Below are 22,275 nucleotides of genomic sequence, written 5' to 3'. Positions count from 1 at the left end.
ACTCTTACCATCGTCTTTTTCTTTCAAGTAATACAGCATCTGCAATCAATAAAATAACAACAAGCAATGCTAATGCTTGAAATTGCTCATCAAAGTCGCTATAAGCAATATTATTGATTTTTCCTTTTTGAAGTTTATCGAGTTCTCTACCCAGCACAGCATCGGCAGTACTACTATTATTAACATGAAGATATACGCCATGACCTGCGTCAGCAATTTGTTTACACATCTCTTCATTAAGATGTGTCTTAACAACATCACCGGTCGAAGTCTTTAATAATCCTCCATCTGGCATTGGAATAGTGGCCCCTTCTTTTGAGCCAATACCCAAAATGAAGACTTTTATTCCCTTACTTTGTGCTTGCTTTGCCATTTCTTCAGCACCACCTTCATTATCTTCACCATCTGTTATCAAGATAATAGCCTTACCCACTTTTGAATTAGGTGTGAAGCTATTCATAGAAAGTTGGAGTGCTTTTCCGATGTCAGTACCTTGTGTTTCAATTAATGAAGGGTTGATATTATCTAAAAACATCTTAGCAGAAACATAATCACTTGTTATCGGTAACTGAACAAAAGCATCTCCAGCAAAGACTATTAACCCTATTCTATCCTCGCTAAACTTATTCATTAAGTTCTCTACCAACAACTTACTCTTTTCTAAACGAGACGGAGCAACATCCTCTGCCAACATAGAGTTACTAATATCAAGTGCTATAATAGTCTCTATTCCTTCTCGCTCCTTGTTAGTTGCAAGCTTACTTCCTATTTGTGGACGGGCAAGAATAAGTATGAGAAAAAGCAATGATAATTCAAGTAACACAAATTTAATCCAACTACGCTTCTTACTTGTCATTGGAGATAGTTGGCGTACAAGTATGGGATTCCCAAATCTTGCTATTCGTTGCTTACGCTTACGAATAGAATACAAGTAAATCATTACTGATAAAGGTATCAGTAACAACAACCATAGATATATAGGATTATCAAATCTAAACATTCTTCAAATATTCTTGTTATGCAATTGATCTATTATTGACATTACAAAGAGATAAACTTATGGTAATCGTCTAAAGACTGTCCAACGAAGTAATAGCTCAAAGCAAAAAAGTATCAATGCTAACCATGCAAAAGGCATATAAGCTTCATGTAGATGGTCATAAGCCTTTACCTTCATCTTAGTTTTTTCAAGTTTATCAATATCTTGATAAATTTTAGATAACTCTGCCTGACTTTGTGCTCTATAGAATTCTCCATGTGTTGAAACGGCTATGTCCTGCAGAGTCTTATAGTCAATAGCACCTATATCCTCACCAGTCTCTCTACCAAGACCAATCGTATAGACTCTAATACCGAATTTCTTAGCAATAGAAGCTGCTGTCATCGGAGAGATAGAACCAACATTATTACTACCATCAGTTAAAAGGATGACTATCTTACTCTTTGCCTTTGAGTCTTTCAAACGACTAACAGAATTCGCCAACCCCATACCAATAGCAGTACCATCTTGCATCAGTCCACTCGTAACTAAATCTGTACGCACACCATGAAGAAGATTCAATAAGGCTGTATGATCAAGTGTCATTGGACATTGCGTGAAGGCTTCACCTGCAAATATCGTAAGTCCGATGTTATCATTTGGTCGACTATTAATAAACTCAGACGCTACTTCCTTAGCTACTTCCAAGCGATTAGGGAATACATCTTCTGTTAACATACTCGCAGAAACATCCATTGCCAGCATTATATCAATACCTTCCGTATCTTTATCATCCCAAGTATTATAGGTCTGAGGGCGTGCCAATATTATAACCACCAAAGTATAAACAATACAACGCAAAACCATAGGAAGATGAATTAATCTTACCTTCCAACTCTTGGGAGCATGTTGATAAGCAAATGTATCGCTCATCCTCATGGTTGGCTCTTTACCTTTACCACGAAAGAAATACCATAAAATATATGGTATCAGTAATAGTAGCAAAAGTAGATATCCTATATTGGCAAATTCCATTCCTTATATCATATTTATATTACATTACGAGAGTATACACTTCTGATAGTGTATAAAGAAATACTACTACAGACGCAACAATTAACAACGCAATTGTAAGTTTTAGCATCTTACGTGAACGTTTATCTTTTATATCCTCTTTTGGTTCGCTTACAACTTCAACAGGTTCATTTATCTTCGTACTATCAATAAAATGCTCAATACTATTAAGATAATAATCCATATCATTCAAGTTAGTTGAATACTTAGCGAATTTAACCAAATCAACAGTTGTCAGTATCGCTCTTAAGTCGTCAATCTTCAATGCGTCACACGTCTCTTTAAGAGAATCCAACATTTCATGAGAAGTCATTTCCAATGCATTGATATTGAATCTCCGATAGATGTATGTCCTTAACACGTTTGTAACATCTGTATAATAATCCTTTTGCTCTTTATACATCTGTTTCTTTGTCGCAATCTCAGTAAGGTCGTGTTTAGCTTGTTCATAAAAAGATAAAGTCTTTGATTTCTTTGGTTTCCATCCTGACTTCTTATGACGAAGGATACGATAGAGATAGAATGCAACACCAAGAAATAGGATCATCAATAAGATAAAGATAAATACTGGTATCCACTCATGCCAAGAGAAAGGAACTTTCTGTATGTCATCTGGTGGCATTGGCATGTTCTTTACTGTATCTACAGGAATAGCTTGAACATTCAAGCCAACCTTTCCTGTCATCGTTGTAGCATCTCCTACAACTACTTTCTGTGCAGGAATTGTATAATGCTTAGCATCCCAAGCTGTTATAGTATATATCTTTCTTATTCTTAATTCGTTATTTACTTCTGTTGTATCACTCTTAGTCTGGAGAACTTCCACTCCTGCTGCTATCTCCTTTTTATTATTATATTCTGGGAAAGAAACCGTCTTACCCTTGGGTACATTTACAGTAATGTAATAGTGTGAACGTCCCCCAATTAATATCTGGGCAGAATCCACACTTGCCGTTACCTGTACCTGTGCATGACATATAACAGTCAGAATTAGCAATACAAATAGTATAATATATCTTTTCATCGATTTCTCTTTGCAAACAACGACATCAACATTTTAACATAATCATCATCCGTTGCTATCGCCACACTATCTACACGACTCTGGCTTAACGTATCATGTAGGCGTTTCTCACGCTCCATCCAATACCGTTTATGTTCCTTTCTTAAGCGCACATCATGTGTATCAACATACATCTCATGCCCAGTTTCAGCATCAATAACTTTCATTAATCCTATATCAGGCATATCCTTTGCACGAGGATCATATACTTGAATCGCAACGACATCGTGCTTCTTATTAGCTATTCGAAGTTCTTGACTAAAATCCTTACGCGTATAGAAATCACTAATAACAAATGCAGTGCAACGTCGCTTCATCACTTTATTAAGGTATTCAAGACTTACTCCTACATCTGTTTTCTTACTATTAGGTGTGAAAATTAACATTTCACGAATAAGATAAAGGATGTGCTTACGTCCTTTCTTTGGAGCGATGTATTTCTCTATACGGTCTGAGAAGAATATAACACCAATCTTATCATTATTTTGAATAGCAGAAAAAGCTAAAATAGCAGCTATTTCTGTTGCACATTCTCGCTTTAACTGACCTAAAGTACCGAAATCAAGTGAGCCACTAACATCAATCAGCAACATCACTGTTAACTCACGTTCTTCTTCAAATACCTTTACATACGGACGATGGAAACGGCCTGTTACATTCCAATCAATATCTCTAACATCATCACCATACTGATACTCACGCACCTCAGAAAAAGCCATACCACGACCTTTAAAGGCAGAATGATACTGCCCAGCAAAGATATTCTGGCTTAGTCCTAAGGTCTTGATTTCTATCTTACGGACCTTCTTTAATAATTCAGTAGTCTCCATAAAAAATGACGATAATGCTTTCTAAATACTTCTAAAGCCTAATATAGAGATTATGGCACTTGTACTTTATTAATAATTTCACTTATAATCTTCTCTGTAGTAAGGTCAGCAGCCTCAGCCTCGTATGATAGTCCTATTCTATGACGTAGCACATCATGAGCCATAGCACGCACGTCTTCAGGGACAACATAACCACGATGCTTAATAAATGCGTATGCCCGACTAGCCTTTGCAAGATTAATACTTGCACGTGGACTACCTCCAAATGTCATCATTTGCTTCAATTCTGGTAACTGATAACGTTCTGGATAACGCGTAGCGAATACTATATCTGCAATATATTGCATTATCTTTTCATCAATATATACATCCTTAACTACACGACGAGCCTCAAGAATCTCATTGGCACTAACGACAGGATGCACAACAGGCATACTCTCTTGAAGGTTCTCACGTATAACAAGTTTCTCCTCTTCTATCGTAGGATAGTCTATAACAACCTTTAACATAAAGCGGTCTACTTGTGCTTCTGGCAGCATATAGGTTCCCTCCTGCTCTATTGGGTTCTGAGTTGCCATAACAAGGAAAGGATTAGGAAGTTCAAAGGTAGTCTCACCTATAGTAACTTGATGTTCTTGCATTGCTTCCAACAAAGCACTCTGAACTTTCGCTGGAGCTCGATTGATCTCATCTGCAAGCACAAAGTTAGCAAACACAGGACCTTTCTTTACATGAAAAGCCTCATCCTTTTGTGAGTATATCTGCGTACCAATAACATCTGCAGGTAAAAGGTCTGGAGTAAACTGAATTCGACTATAACGAGCATCTATGAGCTGTGATAACGTTTTAATTGCAAGCGTCTTTGCTAAACCTGGTACTCCTTCAAGGAGAATATGACCATCACTGAGCAGTGATATTAATAATGAATCTATCAGATGTTTTTGCCCAACAATGACTTGATTCATTCCCGTCGTCAAGTTGGTAACAAATGTACTCTGTCTTTCTATCCGCTCATTTAACTCTCTAATATCAATAGATTCTGCCATTATCTTACGAATTATTATTGTACTATTATATTCTTATTCTATTAGTCGCAAAAGTACAACATAAATGCGGATGAAGCGAAGAATAGTGTCTAAATTATATTAAAAAAGTCCTTAAAACATATTTTAAGGACTTTTTCTACATAATCACACCTGCGCAAGGTGGTTATAATTTTATATAAAACAACGAAACTTTACCTATTCCTATACTCGGGTCTTAATTCAACCTTAGGTACTTTCATTGTATCACCAGCTTGCATTGTCTTACAACCATTAAGTACTTGGAAATAGCCAACCATATCTGCACCAAGCGTCTTGCGGCTATATTTCTCCATTGTTTCACCCTTCTTCAATACAACAATGCGGTCTATACCAACAATGTTATATGCCCCATAACGGATACGAGCGTCATGGTTTAGTGCTGCAAACGACTCAGCTTCAGATGTTTCTTTCTTTTCTAATACCTTCTTAGCTTTAGTCTTACTAACTGTATCTGCTGGAACCGTTTTTGTTCCAAGTGAAGGGTTATCTTCTTTCTTACTTGTTTGTTCCGCAACATCAGTCGAAGTTTTCCTTACTTCTTTATTACCTATTCGTGTCCAAAGGAAAATACCAAGACATACAATTACAAGGAAAGCTATCAAGGCAACCTTCTTTAATGTACCATTTGCAGAGCTTTCCTCATCACTATCATCATCATTTGACAGCTTTGAAGGCTCTTCCTGCTTAGAAAGATTTGCAACATCTGCTACATTCTCGTCCTGCGAAGGTTCTTCTCTCTGTGGGTCTTCTACAACTTCATTGCTAGCTTTCGGTGATTCTGACTGTTTTGAATCTTCTCCAACACCTTCATTAATAATCTTCGAAGGCACCTCCTGCTGTGACTGTTCTACAACAATCGGATTATCATTCAATGGAGGTTCTTTCTGTTCAGCTGGTTTCTTTGAGTTAGTTTGTTCTGCTTTGGAAACCTCCTCAGCCCATTTCACAGTAGCATCAACCGTCTCTTCTTGTAACACATCTTCGATTTCATCTTGTGTCGAAGGTTGTTCGATTACTGTTGAGAGATTTTCGTCTTTTAGTAAAGAAGGTTCTTCATCAGCTTCATTTGAATGACTTACTGTGCTCAAGTTGTCTTCAATAACCTTCTCTACTGGCAGAGACTCTTTTTCTACATGCTGGTTCGTCTCTTTAGCAAGCTCCTTCTCTCTGTCTTTTTCCTCACTAATACTATCTGATTGTACATCTGTAATAGTAGTAGTTGAAGTTTCATTTGTTGCTTCAGACTTTACCTCTTCTGAACTATCCTCAATAGGAACACGTTCTAACTCTTCTGTATTAACACCATCATTAATAACAACAGTTTCAAACTGTGAGAATGGCTTGTTGACAAGTTCTTTCATGACAGCGTCAGGAGTGAACGTAATCTTATCATGACCTTCAATAAGTACACGCTCACCTGTATTAACGTTAACACTCTCACGAGGTTTAACGGACTGAACCTTAAAGGTACCAAGTCCTTTAATCTTAACTTGATTACCATTCTTCAGTTCCTCACTTACTATATTGAAAAAGGCTTCAACAAAAGTAGTCGCCTCTGCTGCAGACAGGTTGAAATCCTTAGCCAATCCGTTAGCTATAAGTTGTATTGTCGTCTTAGCCATTTTCCATACCTCCCTTTCTTACGTGTCCTTTTATTGTTGCAGCAGGTTTGAAATTAAGAACCAACTTAGGAGGAACCAACATACGCAAACCAGTAGAAGGATTGACCATCACACGCTCCAGTCGTTTCTTTACTTCAAACGTACCAAAACCAACCACAGGAACAGGCTCTCCTGATTCGAAGGACTTACCCATCAAATCAACAATAGCTTTCGCCATCTTTTGACTTTCATCCTGTGTGTATCCAGTCTTTGCTGCTAATGTAGCAATGAATTCTTTATTGTTCATCCTGTTTTCTCCCTATATTCAAATTCAGAATTATTAGCCTACTACCTTTTTACTCAACAACCTCACCAAAAAGGTCGAACTCATCGGAGTTTGTTATATGTACATTATAGAATTTACCAACTCGAAGAGATTTACCTTTGGATGATATCAAGACTTCTGGGTCTACTTCTGGCGAGCAGAACTCTGTTCGACCAATATAGTAATCACCTTCTTTACGGTCTATAATAACCTTAAAGGTCTTACCAACTTTTTCTTCTTCCAATTCTTCAGAAATACCTTGTTGAATAGCCATTAGCTCATCAAGGCGAGCCTGCTTAACATCCTCTGAGACATCATCTTTATAATGATTTGCACTATAGGTACCTTCTTCTTCCGAATAAGAAAAGGCTCCCATACGCTCAAAGCGAGCTTCGGTAACAAATTCTTTTAATTCTTCAAAGTCCTCATCTGTCTCACCAGGGAAACCAACAAGTAGCGTCGTACGAAGATGTATTCCTGGCACTCGACGCCGTATTTCTGCTATTAAATCGAGTGTTTCTTGCTTAGTAACATGCCTATGCATACGGTCAAGCATGTGATCAGAGATATGCTGAAAAGCTATATCTAAATATTTACAGACATTTGGTTTCTCTGCAATCACATCAAGCAGGTCGAGTGGGAATTGATTAGGATAAGCATAATGTAAGCGTATCCACTCTACTCCCTCTATATCAGCCATCCGAGAGATAAGCTCTGTAATATGATGCTTACCATCAAGGTCAACACCATAGTAAGTTAACTCCTGTTCTATTATCTGAAATTCCTTTACTCCTTCGGCTACAAGTCCTTTCACTTCCTCCAACACTTCCTCTACAGGACGTGAGCGATGCCGACCCGTTATCAAAGGAATAGCACAATAAGCACAATGCCGATCACAACCTTCAGCAATCTTGACATAAGCATAATGACGTGGTGTTGTTAGATGACGCACACCATTACATGCAGGCACATCAGCTTTCCCAAGATCTGTCAGCAGTTGTTTATAATTAAACTTACCATAGAACTTATCTACTTCTGGTAATTCTGCTTCAAGTTCATCTTTGTAACGCTGTGAGAGACAACCCATCACGTAAAGTCTATTGAGTTGTCCATTCTTCTTTCTATTGATAAATTCAAGGATTGTATTGATACTCTCCTCCTTTGCGGCTTCGATGAAACCGCACGTATTGATAACAGCAATCTCACCCTGTGGACGCTTTGAGTCATGCGTACAATGGTAGCCGTTTGCTTCAAATTGTTTCATGATAAGCTCTGAATCTACAAGATTCTTAGAGCATCCCATTGTAACTATATCTATCTGATTTTTCTTCATTTGTTCTTTGGTTTGGTGATGGGTGTCGTGGGGTAGGTGTTGATGAATTGTAGGAATATAATATCAATTCATCAACACCTAACATTTATCACCTAACACCCTATTTAAATAGGCTATCAACAAACTGCACCTTATCAAAGAGCTGCAAGTCTTCCATACCTTCACCTAAACCAATATATTTAACAGGAACCTTCAATTGGTCACTGATACCTATCACAACTCCACCCTTAGCTGTCCCATCGAGTTTTGTGATAGCAAGTGAGGTAATCTGTGTCACGGCAGCAAACTGGCGAGCCTGCTCAAAAGCGTTCTGACCTGTACTACCATCAAGTACCAAAAGTACCTCATGTGGAGCTTCAGGAACAACCTTCTTCATGACATCTTTAATTTTCTTCAGCTCGTTCATCAAGCCAATCTTATTATGCAAACGACCAGCTGTATCAATAATAACTACGTCAGCACCATTTGCCTTCGCACTTTGTAATGTATCAAAAGCCACACTTGCTGGGTCTGCTCCCATCTGCTGCTTCACCACTGGCACCCCTACACGGTCACCCCATATCTGAATCTGTTCAACAGCAGCAGCACGGAAGGTATCTGCTGCACCAAGATAGACTTTCTTCCCAGCCTGCTTAAATTGCCAAGCAAGCTTACCTATCGTTGTGGTCTTACCAACACCATTTACTCCTACAACAAGTATTACGTATGGGTGTGTCCCTTCTGGTAGTGTCCATTCGCCATTGTCTCCTGTATTGTTTTCTGTCAGCAATGCGGTAATCTCGCTTTTGAGAATACCGTTCAGCTCGCTTGTTGAAACATACTTATCGCGAGCAACACGCTCTTCAATACGATGAATAATCTTGATAGTTGTGTCCACACCTACATCCGACGTAACAAGAATCTCTTCAAGGTCATCTAAGACTTCATCATCTACTTTTGACTTTCCTGCCACTGCACGTGCCAGTTTTGAGAACACATTTTCCTTTGTCTTCTCAAGTCCTTTGTCAAGTGTTTCTTTTTTCTTCTTACCGAATAAACCGAATAATCCCATATAATTAGCTAATTTGTTGCAAAGATAATAAAAAGTTGACGAAAAAGCAAATTTGCTTTACAACACAATGAAATTTAGTTTTATCCTACAAATATTTATGTTACAATTTAAGTTTTTTAGTCAAATTATAGTCTTCCTTACGACAAAAACCTGCATCAGAGTTCATCTTCTATTGACATATTATTGTTCACCACTTATCGCACGAGGGCCTAACGCTTTACATTATGATGAAATATAAAGTAACATTCAATGGTTTTTAGAAATACATTTTATTACTAAGGACAAAGGATACAGGTTTATTCAAAACTAAGTATTCACCTTTCTTCAGATAGTAATATTCGCAAGTAAGCATTCCTTATACACTAAGAAATGCTTACTTATAATACTATTAACAATCTTCATAATATATTTACTAAAAGTATCTTATCACACATGTTTATAACATACTAATAGTCAAAGATATGATAACAAAGCTTTCAAGTAAACCTATCGATGTTTATGTTTTATATACCAACTATGGATGAATGTATCATAGAGTATCAAAGAGGCTGCTAAAATACCAAGACAAACCCATAAGACAAGCGGTTGCTCAAGATGGAATAAGCCGTAAGAAAGAACCAAACCTATACCTATACCTGTTTCCCATGCAAGTAAGAAAGTACTCTGACTGGTTCCACGCTGACAATGGTCAGACATCTTTATGAAAAAGAGTAAGAAGCGACTTCCTATCAATCCTACGCCCAAACCAACGAGAATAGGCACTATATAACTAACACTCTCCTGCCTGCGCGTTATCATCAATAGTACTGCAATACCAATAACTATCATCCCAGTCGTAGCTTCACTGCGGAGATCAGCATCAGCAAATACAAAACGCTCTGCAAGAATAGCTATCACAAAGCCCAACATCATCATCCCGTAAAAACGTGGAGTATGTTCAATGCTTAAAAGAACTCCTACTACAGATGTGACAAGGACTACATTGACAAAAAGCCAATGGCTCCCCTTTAATAGGAATCGGTCGAAAGAAAAGCGGGAATAATCCTCACTTGGCATACGAAATGGGAACCTGATTAGATTGACAAAGACAAAGGCTACAAGTAGACAAATACATGACAAGATGAGTACAGAACCAAAGTTCATCGACTGATATACGTAGATTCCAGCCAGCGGACCAAGAGAGAGGGCAAAACGCCCAAACCATGTCGCTGCATGATTAGCTTCTGTTCTGTGTACAGCTTCTACTGTATCAATTATCAATGTACTAAGTAGCACCAGTTGCGAGAGTCCATAGAAGGCTCCTTGCATAAAACGAAGACCAACGAGTAGCATGTAATCGAAGGAATTATAAGGTAGACTACTCAGATAATAAAGTACACCTGTAACGGCTAAGAGCAATAATATTGAAAGATTAAACACATTCTTGCGACGATAGCGTTGAACAAGATAGCCGGAAAGGCTACCGAACAGGTAGATTCCAATGAAGAACACTCCCATTACCAAAGCTATTTGCAATATTGAATATCCCCTAACCTCCATACGTAAAGGTATGGTAGCTACCAGCATATAAGAAGACATAACTAACAAGAGATTGGCCATTGCTAATAACCAAAAGTGCTTATTCCACAACCGAACGTGAACGGGTATGTTTTGAGTATCCATACTATATTACCCAGAATTTATCGTTATAAGTTATAACATGAAATATGTGACGCTTGCTTACATGGAGTTAAGCAAACAGAACAGTACTAACTTAACTTTTCTTTTCAGACTTATCTATTTAATAAATCATGACCTTTAATCATAAATTTTCCCTTTAATCAATTTTTAATATGACTCTGATTCTGAGGGGAAACTTACTTCTTTCACACATTTAATATACTCTTGTACGCCCTCTGTCATACATTTGTTCACATTCGCAAAATGGCGGAGAAACTTTGGCTTAAATCCTTGTGTCATACCAAGCGCATCTGCATAAACAAGGACCTGACCATCGGTACCATTCCCAGCACCTATACCTATCGTTGCAGCTTTGACCATTGAGGTCACTTTAGTAGCCAGAGCTGCAGGCACCTTCTCAAGAGTAATAGCACTAACACCTGCTGCGTCAAGGGCAAGCGCATCTTCTATTAGCTTCTCAGCCTCAGCTTCATCTTTTGCACGAAGACCATAACCACCAAACTTGTGGATGCTTTGAGGAGTAAGACCAAGGTGGCCTATAACAGGAATACCTGCTGCTACTATTCCTCTAACAGTGTCAGCAATCTCCTTGCCCCCTTCCATCTTGAGCGCACCAGCACCTGTCTCTTTGATAATACGGATAGCATTACGGATTCCATCTTCACGACTCACTTGATAAGAACCAAATGGCATATCACAAACAACAAGGCAGCGCTGACACGCACGAACAACAGAACGTGCATGATAAATCATCTGATCAATGGTTATAGGCGTAGTGTCTTGATTACCAGCCATCACGTTTGAGGCTGAGTCACCAACAAGGATGCTATCAATACCAGCAGCATCTATAATCCCTGCTGTCGTGAAATCGTATGCAGTCATCTGGGTTATCTTTTCGCCAGAAGCCTTCATTTCCAATAATGTCTTTGCTGTTACTTTTTTCTTATCTGTTGTTAAATATCCCATAATCTATCTTTCATTCAAACTCAAAGACTATTTGTCTGAATTTGCCGACCGTCATCAATACGCTCGAACATTGTTTTTTGTTTTGGGATGCAAAGTTACCTCTTTTTAATGGTCTGACAAAGTAAAACCATCATAATTACTAATTACCTCCTTTGTAAAGGGTTCTATCTCAGCGACAGAATTGGTTGTTGCAAGCCCTATCACACGTGCTCCAGAGGCAATACCAGAACGTAAGCCGTTGAAACTATCCTCAAAAACGACACAGTCCTTAGGCGACACTCCAAAACGAGCAGCTGCCTTGAGATAGCAATCAGGAGATGGTTTACTCTCATCAAAGTCTTCTGAGGTGAGAATATCATCAAAATATCCCTTAAATTCTGGGTGCTGTTTGTAAACATTCTGCATCTTCTCGAGATTAGAACTTGTCACAACCGCTGTCTTTATACCTTTTCTTTTAAGTTTATCAATAAAAGTCTCAAAACCAAGTATATAGTTATAAGACATGTGACGTTCGTACTCATTCAATAACTGAACAATCTCTTTTTGTGCATCAACGTCATCAGCAAAGTATTTATCAAATATCTGCACCAATGTTTGACCCTTAATAATATACTCGAAGTTAGGCACATTAGGGCGAAAGTTCTTCCCTATATTATTCCAAAACAACGTATATAAAGGTTCTGTATCAAATACTACTCCATCCAAATCAAACAGACATGCTTTTACCATAATTGCTCATTAATTATTAAATATATAATGCAAAGTTACAAAACTTTTCGTAACTTTGTAGCCTATATATGATGAAGAATTTATTTATAAGATTTGGGTTCTTAGCCATCCTATTGTTCTTGATGAGCAGTTGTGGGCATAAATCAACAACACCAAAGAGGTTGGATATACCCACAGGTGTGGTTTCTGTAGATACCGTAGCTCATCCTTCAGAAGCTATACAATGTCATGTTCATGTTGAGTTTGCTTATCTTAAAGGGAACAAATACGCTGTTGTCAATGACTCTCTACTTAGGATGGGCCTTTTACAGCCAGACTATTTCGCTATTAATTATGATAAGCTTACGCCTCAAAAAGCCATCCCTACGTTTGTAAGGCAGTATATTAAAGACTATATAGAGATTGCACAGCTTATTCGCCAAAGGGAGAAAAGCAAGAGCCAGCTCATCGGTGAACTATCTATCAAGACTGAGCTGAGGGCTTCAATAGACAACTATGTAACTGCTCTCTCCCATATCTCCATTAATAATGGTAATGGACAATTAACGAAGTACACGATTGTTCGTAACTTCAACATCAAAGACGGACACGTTACCACACTCCAAGAACAATTCGGTAAAGACTATAAAGAGAAACTAACAAAGGAAATCATTGAGCGAATAGCCGACCAAGAAGACCTTGAGGAAGATGACCTTACAGGGCTACAAGCTAAAGGCTATTTTACAGGGATTGCCCCTTATCCTTCTGATAATTTCATCCTTACAGATGACTCTACGGTGTTCATCTATACTCCAGGTGAGATTAATCAGAAAGAGGTCAGGGTGGCTATCGATAATTAACTTGCTCTTTACTTTCCACAACAACCCCCATATACGAAGAATATGATTGAACTAATAAAGAAATACTTTCCCCATCTCTCTGCTAAACAGATAGAACAGTTCACAGCACTTGATGCACTCTATCATGATTGGAATAGTAAGATTAATGTCATCTCACGCAAAGACATTGATAATCTCTATGAGCATCACATCCTTCACTCACTTGCTATTGCCAAGTATATCACTTTCCGTGAGGGTACCAACGTGCTTGACTTTGGGACTGGTGGGGGCTTCCCTGGTATTCCTCTCGCTATTTTCTTTCCAGAAGCCAACTTCAAACTCATTGATGGAACAGGCAAGAAAGTAAGGGTAGCACAGGAAGTTGCTGATGCTATTGGGCTTGAGAATGTTCTTCCAGCACACTTGCGTGGAGAAGAGGAGAAAGGTAAGTTCGATTTCATTGTGTCACGTGCTGTTATGCCATTGCCCGACTTGATGAAGATTGTAAAGAAGAATATTGCACCCGATCAACACAATACTTTGCCCAATGGTGTCATTGTCTTAAAAGGTGGAAACCTCAACGACGAATTGAAACCATACAAGAAGATTGTTGAGAAGACGGAACTCTCACAATGGTTTGACGAAGAGTGGTTTAAGGAGAAATACCTCATTTACGTACCAGGATAACCCTCTGCGCACACTTGAAAGTGTTATACTACTCAATTATCACCATTTCTTATCCACATTATCACTTATGCTTAAAATCCAGACTTTCGAGGTTAATCCTCTTCAAGAGAACTGTTACGTAGTCAGCGATGAAACAAAAGAATGTGTCATCATAGACTGTGGCGCACTTACTGAAAGTGAACAAGACGCTATCATAGCGTATATAAAGAAAGAGGGACTCACTCCTGTTCATAATCTTGGCACTCACGGACATCTTGATCACCACTTTGGAGACGCCATCATCCTTGCTACTTATAATCTTCAACCAGAAGTTTCTGAGGGCGACGCAGTGTTTATGAACAATCCAAAGCAGGCTGCAGCGCAGATGCTTGGGATGGAATTAGGCCATGACTTACCGGCTGGTGAGTTAAATCTAACCGAAGGGCAATTAATAGAATTCGGTTCTCATACCTTCAAAGTCATGCGTACTCCGGGACACTCTGGTGGTTCTGTATGTTTCTATTGTGCGGAAGAAGAGGTCTTGTTCACGGGTGACACATTATTTAAAGGGAGCATTGGCAGAACAGACTTCCCTGGTGGTAGTATGTTCCAGATTATAAGTAGTCTTCGAGAACTCGCACAGCTTCCCGATACAACAGTCGTTTATCCAGGGCACGGACCGCAGACCTCTATAGGTTTCGAGCTTGCTCACAACCCTTACATGGACCGATAAAACGGATTTCAAACAATTCCTAAGAATGAAAGCAAGAAGTTCACAACCCGAAAAGATACTACTCGGTATCGACCCTGGCACCAATGTCATGGGTTATGGGGTATTGCGTGTCTGTGGGAATAAGGCTGAGCTTGTTGTTATGGGGGTCATTGACATGCGCAAGGAGAAAGATGTCTACCTCCGTTTAGGCAGGGTTTTCGAGCGTGTAACTGGTATTATAGACGAATACCTACCCGATGAGGTTGCTATCGAGGCGCCCTTCTTTGGAAAAAACGTACAGTCAATGCTTAAACTGGGACGTGCACAAGGGGTGGCCATTGCAGCAGCTATCAACCATGATGTACCTATACAGGAGTATGCACCACTGAAAATAAAGATGGCTATAACAGGTAATGGCTCCGCTTCTAAGGAACAAGTAGCTGGCATGCTACAAAAGCTTCTACATCTAAGGGACGACCAGATGCCCCATTTCATGGATGCTACTGATGCCGTTGCAGCTGCTTATTGCCATTTCCTTCAGATGAATAGACCGGCAACAGACGCTAAACATTATGGCTCTTGGAAAGATTTTGCACGCAAGAATGCGGACAGAATAAGGTAAACGGGGGTTTCACACCGGTTATAGCTACGTCAAAATATAGCTGTGCCTATAATACTCCAAAGACTTCAATAACGTCATAGACATAAAAGAAAACAACACAAGACTTTCAATATCAAGCGTATGAAAAATAAGATGATAGCCCTTTCCTTATTTCTTGCATCCGTTCTTACGGTTAATGCCCAGCAAGAACGTGTATCGAAGCAACTATATACAAGTGCGTATAAGATTGCTACTGACAGTAAAGAGGATGTCAACGTGCGCAAGGCTGCTTCCTTCAAAGTTGATGCAATCACCTATCTTAATACTCGTACACTGTCTGCTATCGTTGATACAACAAAGCAGTTATCCAACAAGGAGATTGCTCATCTCAACGCTCAACTTGACTCAATGGCATATTATATGCACGAATATGTCAATCTCTTTACAAAGGAGTATGCACGTGCCGACAAGCAAAAGCGAAAAGAACAGGTGCTTAAGATATTTCGTAATGCCAGCATCAACCATCCTCTCTACAACGATCCTGACAAGAGTCTTGTCTTAGTTTACTTCAATAGTGAGGACTATCTTACTCAATTCTCCCTTGATACTGACTGGATAGCAGCACTTGCAGAGGTGAAGAAGAAGTTGGCCGAGTAGTATAAAATCAATGTTTTAAGATACATAACAATGCAAGACGAACAATTAAAATACCCATTCGAGGAGAAATTCAAAGAAGACTTAACTACTTATCTACAAGGGAAAGACCTTGTAGACATGATGTTGCCAGACATTGCCGACATGGAGGAGAAGTGGTTAGGGATTGCTGAAGCTTACTTACCAGACGGTATGCGAGAGTTTGCAGACTACCCTACTGTGTCTCTTGGATGGATGATGTACATCGGTATGGCCATTGCCAAGTATTGGGATGAGGATTGGGAGTTATATAATAAGGTGGAAAATCTCTACATCTATCTGCGCGATCGCATTGACTACGACCACATGGACGACTACATCTGTGAGAAGGTATTGCTCCTTACTGCCGACGAGCACAAGACACTTGCAGATATGGTAGGTAAGTGTGCAGCACGAACAAATAGCTTACTCCGCCATCTTCCGATTGCTCCTGGTAGTAAAGATGCCTTTCAAGCCTACTTGGCTGCTCTCCATCAGCTTTACTTCATGGGTGCAGCCATGCAACTAAAACGTATGGGTTATCACATGACAAAGATATAGTCATCGAACAAAACTTATCTTGTTCACCATAATGATAGTGCTGATTAATAAACACATTCATCCTAAATTAGCGATGAACAGCTTACTTAACATCAGCACTATGATACCTTTCCTACCCTTTTTTGTCCTTGTACGGAGGATTAGTATATGTTATGCAGAGACTCACCTCTCACAGAGCCAACAAACAAAACAGATACTCACTCGCACATGTATGTAAACTCACAGAGGGCCTTGCGACTGACAGAAGATAGCACACTTTCGCTAATAATAGTATTAACGTCCGTGATGTCTGCCGCGCGCAAGGCCTTCTGCGAGTTCCACTCGTATGCAAAAACCTGTGTGATTCTATGAGAGAAAAAGTCGGTTTATTACCATTCCCAGTATATTAATATGAAAATAGTAATAACCACACCACTCTACAAAAGAGTTAACAACCTCGTAAAGAATCATTACATTATAACAAGATAATTGCCCTCTAAGAAAGGGTGTAACATCATCTACAAACGAGTTGATAACTCACAATAAATCAGCACATTACATACTACGTTAAAGAAGACGCCTTTCTTGCTTCAAGAAGGGCGTCTTCTACATGCAAGAAGGGTATGTTCTTGAATACAGACAGGCCTCTTCTATGAGCCTAAACAGCATGTGTTAGGTTCGAGAAGAGCGAAAAATGTTTACGAGCTATCGAGGAGTTAGAGGAATGAAAGGGAGTAAAAGGAGTTTAGACAACACAATCCATCCTATCCACTCCTACCTTTTACAACCCGCTTAGTCCTCTCCTTCTTACAAAATAGAATATAAGGAGACGCATTGGATACTACTATTTTTCATGGAGTAGAATGTAGACAAACTTGTTGAATACGACTTTCCATCACAGAACAGCATATAAATAGAAGCGTTGAATACAGTCCAAGGGAATATAATAGAGGGACAACAAATCACTGAATTACCTTTATTAGAGGCAATATCCACATAGTATTATCCTCTCAACAGCAGTCGTATAGGGATAACCTCACTAACCACTCCCCTCACTTTGGGGGAGGGTTAGGGGGAGGGACAGCTACTTCTACATTATTACCTATTAGAAGTACTCCTCCTGTATACCGTTTACATTAATTGTATCGGCAGTTTGACAAGGATTAAACTTAGCTGGCATGGTGAACTTAGTGCTCTGGCTATACCCTAAACGCTTGTCGGCATAAACACGTTGCATATAGTAAGCCCATACAGGCAAAGCCATTGTAGCACCTTGACCCATAGAGGTATGATCGAAGTGGATGTCACGATCCTCGCCACCTACCCAGCAACCACTTACCAAGTTAGGCGTAATACCCATGAACCAACCGTCTGCGTTGTTATTCGTTGTACCCGTCTTTCCACCCATGTCGGCCGTGAGATGGTAAGCATAACGCAATCGGCTACCTGTTCCACCTTGGATAACAGCACGCAACATATCAATCATCTGATAAGAGCTAACCTCTGAGATAACCTCAGTCATCAATGGTTGGAACTTAGCAATCACGTTACCATGACTATCTTCTATCTTTGTTACGAACAATGGTGCACAACGGATACCACCATTGGCAAAGGTGGTATAGGCACTTGCCATCTCTCCAACAGATGCTTCACAAGGTCCGAGACATAACACCGGACTCGTGTTCTTATCAATATCTGGGTTGTTCAATCCGAAGTCATGTAGGATATTCACAAATTGAGAAGGCCCTAAGAGGTTGATTAGATAGGCTGATATCCAGTTGTTAGACTGCTGTAAAGCCCAACGCAAAGGTACTTCTTGACCGTAACGAGCACGTGAACCATTACGAGGAGTCCACCCACCATAAGTGCGTTGAACGTTCGGTGCAAGTGTACATGGAGTCATACCATTCTGCATTGCAAGTGCATAAAGGAACGGCTTGATGGTAGAACCAACCTGACGACGACCTCCCATGACAACATCATACTTGAAGTGTTGATAGTCGATACCGCCTACGTAGGCCTTAACAGCACCCGTATGTGGGTCCATACTGACGAAGGCAGAACGCAAGAACGACTTATAATAGCGGATAGAATCAATTGGAGTCATCACCGTATCTACATCACCATGATAAGTGAAGATAGTCATCTCGTGCGGTGTTTGGAAACTACGCCTAATCTCATCAGGTGTAGCACCCTGCTCTTTCAGCCGCTGATAACGCAGTGTCTGCCGACAAGAGCGATTGAGAATCTCCTTTATTGTACGACGAGAGATATTTGATGAGAATGGAGCATTCTTCTTATAACGCATTGCAAGATTAAACTGTGACTGCAAATATCCGCCTACATGCTTGCGAACAGACTCTTCAGCATACTGCTGCATACGGGTATCAATCGTTGTATAGATACGCAAACCATCAGTATTAACATTATAAGGCTCGCCATTACGTTTCGTATTCTTATTACACCAACCATATAGTGGGTCTTGCTCCCAAGCGATAGAGTCGAGTACAAACTGACGATTTTGCCATGCTTGATAATCCTCACGTACAGGCTTCTTAGCCATCATATACTGTCGAAGATATGCCTGGAAATAGTCGGCCGCACCGCTAACAGGCTTTGCTTTAGTGAAGTGTAAGCCCAATGGACGTTGTGACAACTCGTCGTATTCAGCCTTCGTAACATAACCAGACTTAACCATCTGCATCAAAACAACATTGCGACGCTGCTTACAACGTTCTGGGTAACGAAGCGGATTGAACATAGATGGATTCTTACAAAGGCCCACCAACATGGCAGCCTCCGTCACTGTCAACTTACGAGGTTCCTTATTAAAATACACATTTGCAGCTCGCTTGATACCAACAGCATTATGTAGAAAGTCGAAGTAATTGAAATACATGGCAAGTATCTCTTCTTTCGTAAAGTGGCGTTCGAGCTTTACAGCGATGATCCACTCGATAGGCTTCTGCAAAAGACGTTCCACTGTGCTATGCGCTTTCTCGGAGAACAACTGCTTAGCAAGCTGTTGTGTAATCGTTGATCCACCACCCGCACTTGCTTGTCCCATCACTCCGCGCTTCACAACAGCACGTCCGAGTGCAATGAAGTCAACACCTGAATGTTCATAAAAACGCTCATCCTCAGTAGCGACGAGAGCATGAACAAGATGCGGTGACAAGCCGTTGTAGTCGATTGCCACACGGTTATTATTATCCGCATTCCATGTTCCGATGAGCTGTTGATCAGATGAATAGACCTGCGAAGCAAACTTATCTATAGGGTTAGACAATTCATCCATATTAGGCATATACCCTACCCAACCATTCCAAACAGAGATGAAAAATACGGTAATAACACCCAATATAGCAAGGAGCGAGCCCCAAAGGAAATGTACAAAATGTCTTCTCATAACGTTGTGAAAATATTATGCAAAGATAAACTAAATCAATGGATAAGCAAAATAAATAGATGTTTTTTTATAATAGATAGATATTTCCCTTTTTATCGTTCGTTGGATAGGAAATAATAATGTACCTTTACCACCAGAAAAAGAACTAAAACATCACAAAACAAATATGGAAAAGCATAACTTTGTGAATATCCAAGGGTTGGAACGTGACCAGTTGCTCTATCTTATTGAGATGGCTCAGGAGTTTGAGAAACACCCAAATCGTGAGTTACTCAAGGGGAAAGTCATCGCAACACTATTCTATGAGCCTTCTACACGAACCCGACTTAGTTTTGAAACTGCCGCTAACCGACTCGGTGCACGCGTTATTGGCTTTACCGATGCCAAGGTGTCAAGTGTCAGTAAAGGGGAGACTTTGAAAGATACGATACTCATGGTTTCAAACTATGCTGACGCTATTGTCATGCGACACTATATAGAAGGTGCAGCACAGTATGCGTCAGAGGTAGCACCTGTGCCTATCATCAACGCTGGTGATGGTGCACATCAACATCCTTCACAATGCTTACTCGACCTCTATACTATCTATCAGACACAAGGGACATTGGAGAATCTAAACATATACCTTGTGGGTGATTTGAAATATGGTAGGACTGTTCACTCTCTCCTTATGGCTATGCGTCATTTCAATCCAACGTTTCACTTTATTGCACCGAAGGAACTCGCTATGCCAGAGGAGTATAAGGTTTACTGCCACGAGCATAACATCCGCTTCGAAGAACACGAGGATTTCACACCAGAAGTGATTGCGAATGCAGACATCATCTACATGACGCGTGTACAAAAAGAGCGTTTCTCTGACTTGATGGAATATGAGCGTGTGAAGAACGTCTATATCCTTCGCCGTGATATGCTTGCTTTGGCACGTACAAACATGAAGATTCTTCATCCACTTCCACGTGTGAATGAGATTGCATACGATGTCGATGATAGTCCACATGCCTACTATATTGAGCAGGCTCGCAATGGTCTCTTTGCCCGTGAAGCTATCTTCTGCCATTGCCTTGGAATATCAATGGAGGAGGTAAAAAACGATAAAACGATTCTTGAATAAGTACTTAATAAAGGTTATGAACATGGATAAATTAAAGAGAGGTACTTTTGCAGCATTGTTGTTCGTTCTTTTGTCTACCTTATTCAGCTGTAATAAGTATACAGATGATGACCTTCACAGGGTAACCATGAACTGGACATCGGACTATACTGGCGACCCAAGGAATATAACTGTTCCTGCTAATGGGGGAACCTACAAGTTGGTATGCACCAGCTATCCAACCTTAAGGTTTGCAAGTATGGTTGTTGAAGAATCTGCAGCACAATATGGGGATAAGGTCATCAGCACCGGTATGGTAGGGAGATGGTACACAGCAGAATTAACAGGCAACACTCTCACGATTACCATCAAGCCCAACACCACTGGTAAAGTACGTAATAAACTCTTTTGGTTAAGGTCAGATGACGCTATCGATAGAGTTAGCATAACCCAAGAAAAATAAAAAACATACTCATAATGCCTATGAGTGAACAAAGAAAACAGCCCACGAACACCCTGTCAGGCATACCTTTCAACAGAGGAGACAGAGTGAGGCTTATATGATTATGTCAAAGAAAGAACGTCTGGTAGCTGCCATTGAAAGCGGCACAGTTATAGACCATATCCCAGCAGAGAAGACTTTTCAGGTTGTGAACCTACTACAGCTCCAGAAGCTCTCCACACCTGTCACTATCGGTTTCAACTTCTCATCGAAGATGGTAGGCACAAAGGGAATCATCAAAGTGAGCGATAAGTTCTTCACTGATGATGAGATTTCTCGTCTGTCGGTCGTGGCACCGAACGTGGTGTTGAACATCATTAATGACTATGAAGTGGTAGAGAAGAAGAAGGTGGTGACACCGGACGAGCTTCGGAGCATTGTGAAATGCAACAATCCAAAGTGCATTACTAATAACGAGCCAATGGACACCATCTTCCATATAGTGGATAAGGAACATGGTATTCTCAAGTGTCATTACTGCGACAAAGAGCAGGAAATGGATAAAGTGGAACTTGTTTAGTTGGCAAGTAGATGGGTAAACAAGTT

The 22,275-nt window shown here is 40.0% G+C and carries 22 protein-coding genes; 9 read left to right on the top strand and 13 right to left on the bottom strand.

Annotated features, from left to right (window positions below; all coding sequences use genetic code 11):
- Positions 1-4: 4 nt before the first annotated feature.
- From HMPREF0666_RS02165 to HMPREF0666_RS02110, 12 genes are all read right to left on the bottom strand, one after another.
- Entirely contained in the window at positions 5-1,000 is a 996-nt protein-coding gene (locus tag HMPREF0666_RS02165; protein WP_009010661.1) for a VWA domain-containing protein, read from the bottom strand.
- Positions 1,001-1,057: 57 nt separating this feature from the next.
- Positions 1,058-2,014, bottom strand: a complete 957-nt coding sequence (locus HMPREF0666_RS02160; RefSeq protein ID WP_009010660.1) for a VWA domain-containing protein — start codon at positions 2,012-2,014, stop codon at positions 1,058-1,060.
- A 19-nt stretch (positions 2,015-2,033) separates the two neighbouring features.
- Positions 2,034-3,077: a hypothetical protein gene (locus HMPREF0666_RS02155; RefSeq protein ID WP_009010659.1), complete on the bottom strand. Its 1,044-nt coding sequence runs from the start codon at positions 3,075-3,077 to the stop codon at positions 2,034-2,036.
- A complete protein-coding gene (locus tag HMPREF0666_RS02150; RefSeq protein ID WP_009010658.1) occupies positions 3,074-3,946 on the bottom strand; it encodes a DUF58 domain-containing protein in 873 nt (290 codons plus the stop codon). Before HMPREF0666_RS02150 ends, HMPREF0666_RS02155 begins: the two co-directional genes overlap by 4 nt.
- A gap of 50 nt (positions 3,947-3,996) precedes the next feature.
- On the bottom strand, positions 3,997-4,992 hold the full coding sequence (locus HMPREF0666_RS02145) for a MoxR family ATPase (RefSeq protein ID WP_009010657.1): 996 nt from the start codon (positions 4,990-4,992) through the stop codon (positions 3,997-3,999).
- A 191-nt stretch (positions 4,993-5,183) separates the two neighbouring features.
- Positions 5,184-6,653, bottom strand: a complete 1,470-nt coding sequence (locus HMPREF0666_RS02140; protein WP_009010656.1) for an HU family DNA-binding protein — start codon at positions 6,651-6,653, stop codon at positions 5,184-5,186.
- Positions 6,646-6,939: an HU family DNA-binding protein gene (locus HMPREF0666_RS02135; protein WP_009010655.1), complete on the bottom strand. Its 294-nt coding sequence runs from the start codon at positions 6,937-6,939 to the stop codon at positions 6,646-6,648. Before HMPREF0666_RS02135 ends, HMPREF0666_RS02140 begins: the two co-directional genes overlap by 8 nt.
- Before the next feature lie 49 nt (positions 6,940-6,988).
- A complete protein-coding gene (gene rimO, locus HMPREF0666_RS02130; RefSeq protein WP_009010654.1) occupies positions 6,989-8,290 on the bottom strand; it encodes a 30S ribosomal protein S12 methylthiotransferase RimO in 1,302 nt (433 codons plus the stop codon).
- A 100-nt stretch (positions 8,291-8,390) separates the two neighbouring features.
- Complete coding sequence (gene ftsY / locus HMPREF0666_RS02125) at positions 8,391-9,341, bottom strand: signal recognition particle-docking protein FtsY (RefSeq protein ID WP_009010653.1); 951 nt, start codon at positions 9,339-9,341, stop codon at positions 8,391-8,393.
- A gap of 486 nt (positions 9,342-9,827) precedes the next feature.
- Positions 9,828-11,003 carry an MFS transporter gene (locus HMPREF0666_RS02120; RefSeq protein ID WP_009010651.1) on the bottom strand — a complete coding sequence of 392 codons (1,176 nt, stop codon included), beginning with the start codon at positions 11,001-11,003 and terminating at the stop codon, positions 9,828-9,830.
- 165 nt (positions 11,004-11,168) lie between these two features.
- The gene (gene panB, locus HMPREF0666_RS02115) at positions 11,169-11,987 is read right to left on the bottom strand and encodes a 3-methyl-2-oxobutanoate hydroxymethyltransferase (RefSeq protein WP_009010650.1); all 819 of its coding nucleotides are present in this window, start codon (positions 11,985-11,987) and stop codon (positions 11,169-11,171) included.
- Between the two features lie 105 nt (positions 11,988-12,092).
- The gene (locus HMPREF0666_RS02110; protein WP_009010649.1) at positions 12,093-12,716 is read right to left on the bottom strand and encodes an HAD family phosphatase; all 624 of its coding nucleotides are present in this window, start codon (positions 12,714-12,716) and stop codon (positions 12,093-12,095) included.
- 68 nt (positions 12,717-12,784) lie between these two features.
- Here HMPREF0666_RS02110 and HMPREF0666_RS02105 point away from each other — a divergent pair, with 68 nt between their 5' ends.
- The 6 genes from HMPREF0666_RS02105 to HMPREF0666_RS02080 all read left to right on the top strand — a co-directional run bounded on the left by HMPREF0666_RS02105 (position 12,785) and on the right by HMPREF0666_RS02080 (position 16,746).
- Entirely contained in the window at positions 12,785-13,555 is a 771-nt protein-coding gene (locus tag HMPREF0666_RS02105; protein WP_009010648.1) for an RsiV family protein, read from the top strand.
- A 42-nt stretch (positions 13,556-13,597) separates the two neighbouring features.
- A complete protein-coding gene (gene rsmG, locus HMPREF0666_RS02100) occupies positions 13,598-14,221 on the top strand; it encodes a 16S rRNA (guanine(527)-N(7))-methyltransferase RsmG (protein WP_009010647.1) in 624 nt (207 codons plus the stop codon).
- A 67-nt stretch (positions 14,222-14,288) separates the two neighbouring features.
- Positions 14,289-14,933, top strand: a complete 645-nt coding sequence (locus tag HMPREF0666_RS02095) for an MBL fold metallo-hydrolase (protein ID WP_009010646.1) — start codon at positions 14,289-14,291, stop codon at positions 14,931-14,933.
- 25 nt (positions 14,934-14,958) lie between these two features.
- Complete coding sequence (gene ruvC / locus HMPREF0666_RS02090; protein WP_009010645.1) at positions 14,959-15,534, top strand: crossover junction endodeoxyribonuclease RuvC; 576 nt, start codon at positions 14,959-14,961, stop codon at positions 15,532-15,534.
- 120 nt (positions 15,535-15,654) lie between these two features.
- On the top strand, positions 15,655-16,170 hold the full coding sequence (locus HMPREF0666_RS02085; RefSeq protein WP_176414848.1) for a hypothetical protein: 516 nt from the start codon (positions 15,655-15,657) through the stop codon (positions 16,168-16,170).
- Between the two features lie 30 nt (positions 16,171-16,200).
- Positions 16,201-16,746, top strand: a complete 546-nt coding sequence (locus HMPREF0666_RS02080) for a hypothetical protein (protein WP_009010643.1) — start codon at positions 16,201-16,203, stop codon at positions 16,744-16,746.
- 1,084 nt (positions 16,747-17,830) lie between these two features.
- On the opposite strand, the gene HMPREF0666_RS02075 is transcribed toward HMPREF0666_RS02080, so the two are convergent.
- Complete coding sequence (locus HMPREF0666_RS02075) at positions 17,831-20,134, bottom strand: transglycosylase domain-containing protein (protein WP_009010642.1); 2,304 nt, start codon at positions 20,132-20,134, stop codon at positions 17,831-17,833.
- A gap of 166 nt (positions 20,135-20,300) precedes the next feature.
- Here HMPREF0666_RS02075 and pyrB point away from each other — a divergent pair, with 166 nt between their 5' ends.
- The 3 genes from pyrB to pyrI all read left to right on the top strand — a co-directional run bounded on the left by pyrB (position 20,301) and on the right by pyrI (position 22,249).
- Positions 20,301-21,248: an aspartate carbamoyltransferase gene (gene pyrB / locus HMPREF0666_RS02070; protein WP_009010641.1), complete on the top strand. Its 948-nt coding sequence runs from the start codon at positions 20,301-20,303 to the stop codon at positions 21,246-21,248.
- Between the two features lie 22 nt (positions 21,249-21,270).
- Positions 21,271-21,690, top strand: coding sequence for a hypothetical protein (locus tag HMPREF0666_RS02065; RefSeq protein ID WP_232214043.1), 420 nt, complete (start codon positions 21,271-21,273; stop codon positions 21,688-21,690).
- Between the two features lie 103 nt (positions 21,691-21,793).
- Positions 21,794-22,249, top strand: a complete 456-nt coding sequence (gene pyrI, locus HMPREF0666_RS02060) for an aspartate carbamoyltransferase regulatory subunit (RefSeq protein ID WP_042855923.1) — start codon at positions 21,794-21,796, stop codon at positions 22,247-22,249.
- Positions 22,250-22,275: the final 26 nt, after the last annotated feature.

Source organism: Prevotella sp. C561 (assembly GCF_000224595.1).
Lineage (GTDB): Bacteria > Bacteroidota > Bacteroidia > Bacteroidales > Bacteroidaceae > Prevotella > Prevotella jejuni.
The sequence above is the reverse complement of the archived record's forward strand: the minus strand, read 5'-3'. Positions and strand labels throughout refer to the sequence as shown.